Origin of the sequence: Pseudomonas sp. NC02, assembly GCF_002874965.1 — a bacterium.
GTDB lineage: Bacteria > Pseudomonadota > Gammaproteobacteria > Pseudomonadales > Pseudomonadaceae > Aquipseudomonas.
In genome coordinates this window covers 3555443-3566808 of sequence record NZ_CP025624.1, presented here as the reverse complement: position 1 = coordinate 3566808, position 11366 = coordinate 3555443, and the positions used below count along the sequence as shown (strand labels likewise).

Sequence of the window (11366 nt, the reverse complement as noted above, 5' to 3'; positions counted from 1 at the left end):
GTTGATGACAAAGGACTGTTGCGCAAGATGCAAGGAACAGCGCGCCGCATAAACTGTCGGGCGTGCCTGCTATTCAAATGTACAGAGCGCCGGGTTGGTTGCCGTGCATTCGTTGCCTGACCATGCGCTGCCCAGAGGCCTGGCATTGACCTGGTTTTTCAGGGTCATGCTTACCGGTTCATGGTTCTGATCCAGGTAGTGGCATGCCACAGACGACTGGCCCTGGCTGCTTTGGATCACCGCCTTTTCAAAGTGGACCTGGTGCAGGTCCTTCTGCTCTGTCATCGGGTTTTGCCCGGTCCATTGCCGACCGTCCGGGCCGGACGCGGTGTAGGCGACCACTTCGCCGGTCGGCGTCTTTTTGTACGTATCTTTAAGGGCATCGGTGGGCGGGCAGGCGCCAGTGCCAGCGTAGACGTTGCCCATCAACGCCATCAGGGCAATCACGAGGGCTGAGGTTTTCCTGAGCTGCCTGTTCATCACGCGTGCTCCTGGTCTGGAGTAACTGTGAGGTAAAGACTAGCCCAAACAGGCAACGCCGGAAGGTGCTAAATCCACACGTCGTTGATTGCCGTGCGCTCGCCACCCTCGCTGCCGGTGTTCAGCACGCCGCAGGGTTCGATCAACAGCAACTTCACCTCACCCAATGCGTGCGGCTTGTGCTCGACGCCCTTGGGCACCACGTACATTTCCCCTTGGCCGATGGTCACCGCGCCGTCGCGGAAGTCGATGCGCAGGGTGCCTTCGAGGACGATAAAGGTTTCATCGGTGTCGGCATGGTCGTGCCAGATGAAGTCACCTTCGATCTTCACCACCTTGAACTGGTAGTCGTTCATCTGCGCGACGACCTTGGGCGCCCATTGCTCGCTGAACAGGGCGTATTTCTGGGCGAAGTTGATCGAGGCGTAATTCGTCGAAGTGTGGGAGGCGGGCATTGTAGGTTCCAGGGTTTCAGGACATTGGAGCCTTAAGTTAGGCCCAACGGCCCGCCGGATATTGAATGATCGTGCAGCGCGCGACGGTCCTGGGTGTGTGCAACTGTTGGCTGGGCAACAGCAGTCGGACAGTTGTGGTTTGCTCGAGACAGCAAGGCCTTGTCCATTGTTTTTATCGCGTTGATTTTATTGAAAGTAATTTATGGCATGGGCTCTGCAATGCACACAGGTGAACCCTTTCACCCGTTGCTCAGCGGAGCCCTGTATGCCTTGCACCTTTTTCTCGCGTTCACGTTACATCTTGCTCGGCGCAGCGTTGTTGCTGGGCCACGCCGCCGTGTCCCAGGCCGCCGGGGGCGATGACGCGGTGCCGTCCCTGGCCGGCAAGCGCATTGCCGTGAGCATGACCGGCACCAGTCACTACTTCGATATCAAGGCCTTCCAGGCCCAGGTCGATGAGATCAAGCGCCTCGGCGGCACGCCGATCACCCTGGATGCAGGGCGCAACGACAAGAACCTGGTGACCCAACTGCAAACCGTGGTCACCCAGAAACCCGATGCGGTGATCCAGACCCTCGGCACCCTGAGCGTGATCGACCCGTGGCTCAAGCGCATCAGCAAGGCCGGCATCCCGCTGTTCACCATCGACGCGCCGTCGCAGTACAGCCTCAACAACACCACCTCGGATAACGTCGCCACCGGCAAGGCCCTGGCCGATCAGTTGATCAAGGATGCCGGCGGCAAGGGCAAGATCCTGGTGTTCAACGGCTTCTACGGCGTGCCGGTGTGCGCGATTCGCTACGACCAGTTGAAGCTGGCGCTCAAGGATCACCCGCAACTGGAAATCATCGAGCCGGAGCTGCGGGATGTGATCCCCAACACCGTGCAGGATGCCTATTCCCAGGTGTCCGCGTTGCTCAACAAGTACCCGGCCGGCAGTGTCTCGGCGATCTGGGCGGCGTGGGACATTCCGCAACTGGGGGCAAGCAAGGCGTTGATCGACGCCAAGCGCACCGAGATCAAGACCTACGGCGTGGACGGTACGCCGGAGGTACTGGAGCTGCTCGGCCAGGCCAATTCGCCGGTGGGCGCGGTAGTCGCCCAGCAACCGGCGCTGATCGGCAAGACTGCTGTGCAGAACGTGGCCCGCTACCTGGCCGGGCAGCGTGACCTGCCCAAGGAAACCCATGTGCCGACGCTGCTGACCACCGCCGCCAACCTGGCGCAGGTCCAGCAACTGCGGGGTGATTGATGGCCGCGTTGCACTTGCAGCACCTGCGCAAACGCTTCGGCGCCACCCTGGCGCTGGATGATGCGAGCCTGAAGGTCGAGCGCGGCACCATTCACGGCCTGGTGGGCGAGAACGGTGCCGGCAAGTCGACCTTGATCAAGGTCCTGGCGGGGATCCACAAAGCGGACTCGGGGCAGGTGAGCATTGACGGCCAGCCGTATGCCGCACTGTCGCCGCGCCAGGTGGACGCGCTGGGCGTGCAGTTCATCCATCAGGAGCGGCTGTTGCCGGCGAGTTTTACCGTGGGCGAGGCGTTGTTTTTCGGCCATGAATTACGCCGTGGTCCGTTTGTCGACCGGCGCCGGCAGCAGCGCGAGGCAGAACGTTTGCTGGCGGAATATTTTGAGCTGCAACTGCCCGCCGACGCGTTGGTAGGCGAGCTGAACAGCGCCGAGCGCCAGGTGCTGCAAATCACCCGGGCGTTGATTCGCAAGCCGAAGATCCTGGTGTTCGACGAGCCCAGCGTGGCGCTGGTCAAGCGCGAAGTCGACCAGTTGCTGCGGATCGTCAAGCGCCTGCGGGACCAGGGTTTGTCGATTCTCTACATCTCCCATTACCTGCAGGAAATCGACAGCCTGTGCGATGAAGTGACGGTGTTGCGCAATGGTCGAGATGTGGCCGTGGTTGAGCCACGGCACACCTCCAGCGCGCAGATTGCGCGGTTGATGGTCAACCGCGAGGTCCAGGAGATGTACCCCAAGGCGCAGGTCGAGCTCGGCGAACCATTGCTGCAGGTGCGTGGGCTGAACCTGGCCCGGCGCTACCGGCAGATCGACCTGGAATTGCGTCGTGGCGAGATCGTCGGCCTCACCGGGCTGGTCGGGTCGGGCGCCAAGGACCTGCTCAAGACCCTGTTCGGTGTGGTGCGCGCCGACAGCGGCAGCATTCATCTGGAGGGGCGTTTGTTGCGCCTGCGTTCACCCGGAGAAGCCATTGCCCAAGGGATTGCACTGGTGCCGGAAGAACGCCGCAGCCAGGGGATTTCACCGCTGCTGTCGGTGCTGGAAAACCTCACGCTCGCCGGGCTTGGGCGTTTCAGTCGCTGGGGGTTACTGAGCCAGCGTAAGGAGCAGGCCGAAAGCCTGCGGCTGATCGACGAGTTGGCGATCAAGACGCCGGGCCCGCAGGCTGCCGTCAGCCAGCTCAGCGGCGGCAACCAGCAGAAAGTCGCCCTGGGCAAATGGCTGAGCCGGCGCTCGGCGGTGTACCTGTTGGACGAACCGTGCGTAGGTGTGGACGTCGGCGCCAAGGTCGAGATTTATCGCGTGATCGGGCGGCTGGTGGAAGAGGGCGCAGCGGTGCTGGTGCTGTCTTCGGATTTGCCCGAGCTGCTGGGGATCTGCGACCGCATCCTGGTGTTGCATCGAGGCGAAATAGCCGGGGAGTTCCATGCCGGTGAGGCGGACAGTGATCAACTGTTGGCGTGTGCCACGGGTGCGGTGCAGTCCACAGTGGCTGTGCAGGTGAAACAGGAGGTGGTGCATGTCCCTGCTTGAAGCTGCTACTCCTGGCTTGTCCCAACGGTTATGGGTACTGCTGTTGCGGCGCGGCTCGGTGGGCGTATTCCTCGCGATTTTGCTGGGCTTTGCCGTCGCCGCGCCGAACTTCTTTTCAGTCGGCAATATCGCGAATGTGTTCAGCCAGTCGGCGATCCTCGGCGTACTTGCCTTCGGCCTGACCTGCGTGATTATCGGCGGCGGCTCCAACGTGGTGGCGGGCGGGCTTGATCTGTCGCTGGCGGCCAATTTGGGCTTGTGCGCGGCGGTGTTCAGTCGACTCAACAACGCAGGCCTCGACCTGTGGGCAAGCCTGCTGCTGACCTTGGGTTGCGGCCTGGCGGTGGGCCTGCTCAATGGCCTGGCCGTGGTGGTGCTGCGCTTGCCACCGTTGCTCGCAACGCTGGCAAGCATGAATGTACTGGCCGGGCTGGAGCTGGTCCTCACCGAAAACACCGTGGTCTCGACTGACTCACCGTTGCTCGACCTGCTCAGTGGCGGGACCTGGCTGGGCGTGCCGGCACTCGCCTGGGTGTTGCTGGTGACGGCCTTTGTGTTGACGCTGCTGATCCAGCACACCGCCTATGGGCTGCGCCTGCATGCCGTCGGCGAGTACCCGCACGCCGCCGAGGCCGCCGGGATTCGAGTGCCGGCCTACGTACTCTCCAGTTATTTGCTCTCTGGGCTGTGTGCCGCGGTGGCGGCTTTGTGTTCAGCGGCATTTTTCAGCGGCAGCACCACCGGCTCCGGTGACATGCTGTTGTCGGTGGTCGCCATAGCCTTTCTTGGCGTGGTGTTTTCCCGGCGACTGGTGGCAAGCATCCCCGGCACCTTGCTCGCGACGCTGTTGATCGGCTTTTTGATCAACGGGTTTCAGTTGCTCAACGTATCGAGCTTCTGGGTCAACGGTGTCCAGGGCGTGCTGATTCTGCTGGTGGTCGCCGCTTCCAGCGCATTGAACCGGGGAGAACATTCATGAGTCAGGTATCCATCCTGCAAGCCCATGGCGGCTGGCGTTCGCTGTTGCCCCTGACGTTGCCGCTGGTGTTCGTGGCCATCGTGGTGGTGTTTGCCTGGCAGGCCCCGGGGTTTCTCAGTGGCGGCAACCTGAAAAGCCTGGTGCTGAATAACTTCGTGCTGCTGGCGATTGTTGCGATCGGCATGACCTATGCGGTGGCGGCCGGTGGCATCGATCTGTCGGTAGGCACCGCGCTGGATTTCGCCAGCTTCAGCTTCGTGGTGTTGCTTAACGCCGGGCACGGGCTGGGTGTGGCGATTGCCGGTGCGTTGGCCGCCGGGCTGCTGGTAGGACTGTTCAATGCCGGCTTGATCGCGGGGCTGCGGATCAGCCCGTTCCTGGCCACCCTCGGCACCTTGTTTATCGGCACCAGTGCCCAGCAACTGCTCTCGGACGGCGGCCAGCCAATTTATATCGCCCAGGGTTTCAAGCCGGAACTGGCGAGCTTCAGCCCGTTGGGCGTGCCCTTGCCGCTGTTGATCGTGCTGGTATTGGCCGTGGTCTACGGCCTGTTGCTGGCTCGAGGACGCCTGGGGCGCGAACTGCTGGCCCAGGGTACCCAGCCGCTGCTGGCGTATTACTCGGGGTTGTCGGTGCGGCGCATCGTCACCACCACGGTGCTGGCGGCGGCGCTGGCGTGCGCGGTGGCGGGGGTCCTGCTCAGTTCGACGGTGAGCGCCTACGTGCCGCTGTCGGGCAATGCGTTCCTGCTGAATGCGATTGGTGCGGTGTTTATCGGCACCACATTGAACCGCCAGGGCCGGGCGAATATTCCGGGCACATTGCTGGGGGTGCTGTTCATCAACGTCATCGCCAATGGCTTGCTGTTGATCGGCTGGAACTTCTACTGGCAGCAGGTGGCAACCGGCGTGCTGATTTTTATCGTGCTGGCCTTCAGTTTTGTCAGCCGCAGTATTGCGCAGAACACCTGAGGCGCGGCGCCCCAGGTGCGGGCCTGCCCTTTACTTTTCCCAGTCGGCCTTGGCAATCAACAGGCCATGGTTGCCGTTATAGGCGGCGCGCTCGGGTTGTTTCCAGCCCTCCAGCAGCGCGTCGTCGAGGCGGTAGATTTCCACCCCCAGCGGACGGCAGACCTTCAACGGGTCTTCCGCATCCGGGCCCCACATCGGCAGCGACAGGTCGCCACCGGGGCAGGTGGAGAGGGCACACAGCAGGTCGATTTCGGCGAAGAACTCCAGATAGTCGCCCTGCTTGGCCGGGCAGGCTTTCATGAAGTACATGTCGTCGTGATTGAGGCCGGTGCACTGGAAAATGTTCAGCACGTCGTGCACGTCGAACTCGGTCAGGCCATGGGGCAGCACGGCGCGGGTCAGGTTGGAGTGGCAGTGGTGGTGGAAGTCTTCGCCCGTGAGCATCTTGTTCACGTAAGGGTCGCAGCGCGTGCCCAGCAAGTCGTGCAGGCGCCCGCCGTGTTCGTCGATGCCATAGTCGGCCAGGCTGTCGTCGGTGATGGTGACCATCGGCCGCAAAAACGGCAGGTTCGACCACAGGCGGTCGTAGGTGGTGACGTGCGCGCCTTGCAGCTGGCGGGTGCGTGCCGCCCACATGCGTTCGCGGGGGTCGTTGGCGCTCCACACGTTGAAGTCGCCAACCTGCGGGCCAACCGGCGTGGTCACGCGGAACACATGGCCCGCCGGTACTTTCCAGGCGCGGCCGGTGCGGATCGGCACTTCGAATTGCTCGATCAGGGTGCGGCCGTCCCGGGACTCGCGCACGCGGTCATAGAAGGCTTTGTCGACCTGCAAGGCAGCGCCTTTGCTGACTTGGTAGGCCGCTGGGTAGTCCTTGTACATGGTGGGTCCTCGCTTCAGGGTTTTGGAATGCTGCTCAGGATGTCCAGCAGCAGCGATTCGGAGTCATTGAGGTAGCTGGCCAGGGCTTCGCCGGCGGCTTGCTTGTGGCCGTCAACCAGCAAGTCGTGAATCTGCCGGTCGCGCTCCAGCCAGGGCTTCTGGAAGGTTTCCTCGCTGGGCGCGTTGGAAAACACCAGGCGCATCTGGGCTGCAATATGGGTAAAAAACTCGTCCAGCAACGGGCTGCGCATCAGCCCGACAATATGTTGGTGAAAGCGCAGGCTGTGGGTGCCAAAGGCTTGCCAGTTCTCGCGGTCCTGGGCCAGCTGCGCGGCCTCGATGGACTCCAGCATCAGGTCGGACTGGTATTCGCGCAGCGGCTTGCTGGCGGCGATGGCCTGCAACTCCAGGGTGCGTCGCACCTTGAAGATGTCACGCACTTCCTCCACCCCCAGGCGGCGCACGATCACGCCTTTGTTGCGCACGTAGCTGGTCAGGCCTTCGCGGCCCAGGTGGTGCAAGGCTTCACGCACCGTGTTGCGCGAGGCGTTGTAGGCGTTCACCAGTTCGCTTTCCACCAGCGGCATGCCGGGCAGCAGGCGGCCGCCGATGATGTCTTCGCGCAGTTCGATGGCAACCTGGTCGGCCAGCGACAGGCTGGGTTCCTTGGCTTGGCTCACGTCGGGGCTCCTTGGGCTCACGCCAGTTGGACGTCTTTGAGGAACTTGGTCATGCGTTCGCTGCGTTGCTCGAGCATGTCACGCGGTGCGGCGTCCTGGATAATCTCGCCGCCTTCCATGAACACCACACGATCGGAAAGCTTGAACGCGAAGTTCATTTCATGGGTGACGATGACCATGGTCATGCCCTCGCGAGCCAATTCCTCGATTACCGCCAGTACGTCGCCCACCAGTTCCGGGTCGAGGGCCGAGGTGGGTTCATCGAACAGCATCACCGAAGGCCGCATCGCCAGGGCGCGGGCAATCGCCACCCGTTGCTGTTGCCCGCCGGATAGCTGGTGCGGGTATTTGCCGGCGTGCTCCAGCATGCCGACCTTGCGCAACAGGGCCAGGCTCAACAGGCGCAGTTCTTCGCCGCTACCATGGGCATGGTAGACCGGCGCGAGCATCACGTTCTCAAGGGCGGTTTTATGCGGGAACAGGTTGAACCCCTGGAACACCATGCCGACATGCACGATGCCGCGCATATGCACCTTGTGCCCCAGCGCGCCTTGCGGCTCCTGGCTGCCACGCAGGAACGGCTGGCCTTGCAGGGTGATTTCGCCACGGTCGAGGCTTTCGAGGCCGTTCATGGTACGAATCAGCGTAGTCTTGCCCGAGCCTGACGGGCCGATGATCGACACCACCTCGCCCCAGCGCACATTCAGTTCGACGCCCTTGAGCACTTCCAGCTCGCCATAGGCCTTGCGCACCCCGCGAGCCTGCAAGGCAAACTCACCGGGCTCGGCCTGGCCGGGGGCACGACGCGTGGCCACCTGGTCGAGCACGGCGGGGGCGATGGCCTTGGGTTTGCGCCGGGTCACGTCCAGGTGGTTCTCCAGCACCCGCAACAACCAACTGAACACCGTCACGATGAACACGTAATAGAACGCCACGGCCAGCATGGTCTCCATCACCAGGAAGTTCTGGGTGTAGAGCTGTTGGCCCACCAGCAGGATTTCCGAAAGCGAAATCACCGACACCAGCGAGGTGAGCTTGACGATGGTGATGTATTCGTTGGCCAGTGTCGGCAACGCAACCCGCAGCGCCTGCGGCACCACAATCAACCGCTGCACGCCGCGATAACCCACGCCCAGCGCCTTGCCGGCTTCGCGCTGCCCCTTGACCACCGCCAGCAGGCCGCCCCGATGGATCTCGGCGATGTAGGCCGCCTCACTCAGCACCAGGGCGATCAGGCCCGCGGAGTAGGGGTTGGACAACACCACGCTGGTGGACGGAAACACCTGCGGCAGGTTGTAGACGAAGATCAACAGCACCAGCAACGGCAGGCTGCGGAAGAACCAGATGTAGACGCCGGCGGAGTCCCGCAGCCAGCGGCGCTCCGACTGCCGCGCCAGGGCCAGGAAAAACCCCAGCACAATGCCCAGCAGCCAGGTTTCCAGGCTCAGTTCGACCACGGTGCCGACGGCTCGCCAGAAGTCGCCGTTCCATAACAAGCCCAGGGTGTAGTGCCAATCGAATTGCATAAAGGTGCTCCGCGTTTCAGTTACCCAGTGCCGCACTGATCTCGGCGGCGTTCGGCTCGGCCAGGTTGTAGCGCGCCAGCAGCTTGCCGTAGCTGCCGTCCTGCTTGATCTGGCTCAGGGCGCCGGTCAGCGCCTGGAGCAGTGCCGGGTTTTCCTTGCGCACGGCCAGGCCGACCACCACCGGGTAGATCAACTCGCTGGAGCTGATCACGGTTTTGCCTTGCAGTTTTTCCACGGTGATCTTGGCGACCGCCGCGTCTTCCATCTGCACGTCCACCGCCTGGGCGAGCAGGGCCTGGGCGGCCTCCGGGGACGTCGGGAACTCACGCGACTCGATCGCCGGCTTGCCCGCAGGGAGGCAGTAGTCCGCCGAAACCTTGTTCAGCTTTGGCACCCACGACGCGCCCTTGATCGACCCGACGCGCTTGCCGCACAGGTCTTCCGGGCGCTGGGGCTTGAAGTCGCCGGTGCTGAGCACCATCAGCGAAGAACCGGTCTTCAGGTAGCTGAGGAAATCCACCTGTTTGGCGCGCTCGGGGGTAACGTACAGCGCCGAGGCCACCACGTCGAAACGCCGGGCGTTGACGCCGAGGATCAGGTTGGCGAAACGGGTGTCGAGAAAACGTGGTTTGAGCCCCAGTTGCTTGCCCATCAGTTGCATGAACTCCGGGTCGAAACCGGCCGGGGTCTTTTGCTCAAGGTAGGTGTAAGGCGGGTAGGTGAGGTCGGAGCCGATGGACAGCTCGCCCGGTTTCAGGGTGCCCTTGATTTCGGCAGCCGACAGCAGCGGCGTCACGCACGCCAGGGTGATCGCTAGCGCCAATGTGCGCAGGGTGTTCTTGCCCGTCAGACCTTTTTGCATGTTCGTCGCCTCGGTTGCTGGATGCAGAGAGATTTGGATTGTTCAACAATCCTGCATTAGCTAATAAGCGGTTATCGTGCCAACTAATGACTTTTCCAGGTTTTTGATGGGTTTTGACGCGTGAGACAGCCATTTTTTGTAAGCGCGCACCCCAATTCGGGGCAATTCGTTACCGGGCGCCACGTTGTGAGGCAGGCATTTCGCGGACCATAAAGGACGCACTTATTGATAAAGTGCCGATTCGAAACCATGAGTGAACAGCAATGACGTCGACCTCCCAACGCCGCTCAACCCTGATTGCCTTGTTGGTCGCCGTCACCTTCTTCATGGAGAACCTCGATGCCACCGTGATCGCGACCGCGTTGCCGGACATCGCCAAAACCTTCGGCGTGGGCGCGGTGGACGTGAACATCGGTATGAGCGCCTACATGCTCGCCGTCGCGGTGTTCATTCCCATCAGCGGCTGGCTGGCCGACCGCTTTGGCTCGCGGCGGGTATTCGGTTGGGCAATCGTGCTGTTCAGCCTGTCGTCACTGCTGTGCGGGTGGAGCGACAGCCTGCAGACCTTCGTCGCCGCGCGCGTGTTGCAGGGCATCAGCGGCGCGATGATGGTGCCGGTGGGGCGCCTGGCGGTGCTGCGGGCTACCGAGAAAAAAGACCTGGTGCGGGCGATTTCATTCATCACCTGGCCCGGCCTGGTGGCGCCGATACTCGGGCCGCCGGTGGGCGGGTTTATCGTTACCCACGCGTCCTGGCCGTGGATTTTCTACCTCAACCTGCCGCTGGGCCTGCTGGCGCTGATTGCCACGCTGGTACTGATCCCCAAACACGACGAGGTCACGTCCCGCTCATTCGATTTCAGCGGCTTCCTGCTGGTGGGTGTCGCCAGCGCGGCGCTGTTGTACGGCGTGGAACTGCTCGGGCAAAGCCGTGGCAGCTTGTTGCAGGGCCTGTTACTCAGCGCTGCAGGCGTGATGCTCGGTGCCTTTGCCTGGCGCCATATGCGCCAGCATGCCCAACCATTGCTGGCGCTGGGTGTGGTGAGTGTGCGCACGTTCAGTGTGTGCCTGTGCGGCGGGTCGATTTTCCGGGTGGCCATCAGCACCTTGCCGTTCCTGCTGCCGCTGATGTTTCAACTGGCGTTCGGCCTTTCTGCATTCGATGCGGGGTTGCTGGTGCTCGCGGTATTTGCCGGCAACCTGGCGATGAAGCCGTTCACCACGGCGGTGATGCAGCGCTGGGGCTTTCGCTCGGTGCTGATGATCAACGGCATCCTTGGCGTGCTCGCGATTGCGGCCTGTGCGCTGCTGGACGAGCGCATGAGCTGGGCGCTGATCCTGTTCATTCTGTTCGTGGGTGGCCTGTCACGCTCCATGCAGTTCACCTTGTTCAACACCCTGGGGTTCGCTGATATACCCAAGGCGCAGATGAGCGACGCCTCAACCTTGTTCAGCATGTTCTTCCAGCTGAGCATGGCCATGGGCGTGGCGATTGGCGCGCTGTTGTTACGTTTTGCCATGAATTTTCACGGCAATACCGGGCAGGCCGCCACCGCCGATTTCCAGCTGACGTTTCTTCTAGTGGCGGTGATCGCCGGCGTGGCGCTGTTGGATAACCTGCGGCTGCCGCCCCAGGCCGGTGAGTCGGTTTTGCAGCGAAAGTGAACCCACGATACCTTCGGGGTATGAAGCAACACCTATTGAATATTGGACGGCTTGCGTCCCCCGCATCACTCTGCGGTGAA

11 protein-coding genes are annotated in these 11366 nt (G+C 62.4%); 5 read left to right on the top strand and 6 right to left on the bottom strand.

The genetic code is table 11. The features are described from left to right. Window positions 1-69: 69 nt before the first annotated feature. Together C0058_RS16910 and C0058_RS16905 are read right to left on the bottom strand one after the other, a co-directional pair. Entirely contained in the window at window positions 70-480 is a 411-nt protein-coding gene (locus C0058_RS16910; protein ID WP_102369142.1) for a DUF3757 domain-containing protein, read from the bottom strand. 68 nt (window positions 481-548) lie between these two features. Continuing rightward, window positions 549-935, bottom strand: coding sequence for a cupin domain-containing protein (locus C0058_RS16905; protein ID WP_102369141.1), 387 nt, complete (start codon window positions 933-935; stop codon window positions 549-551). A 265-nt stretch (window positions 936-1200) separates the two neighbouring features. Here C0058_RS16905 and C0058_RS16900 point away from each other — a divergent pair, with 265 nt between their 5' ends. From C0058_RS16900 to C0058_RS16885, 4 genes are read left to right on the top strand one after another with little or no spacing between them, the layout of a single operon-like run. Then, entirely contained in the window at window positions 1201-2187 is a 987-nt protein-coding gene (locus tag C0058_RS16900; RefSeq protein ID WP_102369140.1) for a sugar ABC transporter substrate-binding protein, read from the top strand. Next, on the top strand, window positions 2187-3722 hold the full coding sequence (locus tag C0058_RS16895; protein WP_102369139.1) for a sugar ABC transporter ATP-binding protein: 1536 nt from the start codon (window positions 2187-2189) through the stop codon (window positions 3720-3722). Before C0058_RS16900 ends, C0058_RS16895 begins: the two co-directional genes overlap by 1 nt. Beyond that, window positions 3709-4701 carry an ABC transporter permease gene (locus C0058_RS16890; RefSeq protein ID WP_102369138.1) on the top strand — a complete coding sequence of 331 codons (993 nt, stop codon included), beginning with the start codon at window positions 3709-3711 and terminating at the stop codon, window positions 4699-4701. Before C0058_RS16895 ends, C0058_RS16890 begins: the two co-directional genes overlap by 14 nt. After that, window positions 4698-5672 (top strand): ABC transporter permease, encoded by a 975-nt coding sequence (locus C0058_RS16885; RefSeq protein ID WP_102369137.1) that lies wholly within the window; start codon window positions 4698-4700, stop codon window positions 5670-5672. The genes C0058_RS16890 and C0058_RS16885 overlap by 4 nt, the downstream gene beginning before the upstream one ends. A gap of 30 nt (window positions 5673-5702) precedes the next feature. Here the strand turns inward: C0058_RS16885 and C0058_RS16880 are convergent, their stop codons facing one another. Genes C0058_RS16880 through C0058_RS16865 form a run of 4 tightly spaced genes read right to left on the bottom strand, consistent with a single transcriptional unit; the run spans window position 5703 to window position 9622 of the window. Next, entirely contained in the window at window positions 5703-6554 is an 852-nt protein-coding gene (locus C0058_RS16880; RefSeq protein WP_008433843.1) for a DUF1989 domain-containing protein, read from the bottom strand. A 14-nt stretch (window positions 6555-6568) separates the two neighbouring features. Next, window positions 6569-7234, bottom strand: coding sequence for a GntR family transcriptional regulator (locus C0058_RS16875; RefSeq protein WP_003210850.1), 666 nt, complete (start codon window positions 7232-7234; stop codon window positions 6569-6571). 17 nt (window positions 7235-7251) lie between these two features. After that, window positions 7252-8760 (bottom strand): amino acid ABC transporter permease/ATP-binding protein, encoded by a 1509-nt coding sequence (locus C0058_RS16870; RefSeq protein WP_102369136.1) that lies wholly within the window; start codon window positions 8758-8760, stop codon window positions 7252-7254. A gap of 16 nt (window positions 8761-8776) precedes the next feature. Next, the gene (locus tag C0058_RS16865) at window positions 8777-9622 is read right to left on the bottom strand and encodes an ABC transporter substrate-binding protein (RefSeq protein ID WP_008433837.1); all 846 of its coding nucleotides are present in this window, start codon (window positions 9620-9622) and stop codon (window positions 8777-8779) included. Between the two features lie 263 nt (window positions 9623-9885). Here C0058_RS16865 and C0058_RS16860 point away from each other — a divergent pair, with 263 nt between their 5' ends. Continuing rightward, the gene (locus tag C0058_RS16860) at window positions 9886-11286 is read left to right on the top strand and encodes a DHA2 family efflux MFS transporter permease subunit (RefSeq protein WP_102369135.1); all 1401 of its coding nucleotides are present in this window, start codon (window positions 9886-9888) and stop codon (window positions 11284-11286) included. Window positions 11287-11366 lie beyond the last annotated feature (80 nt).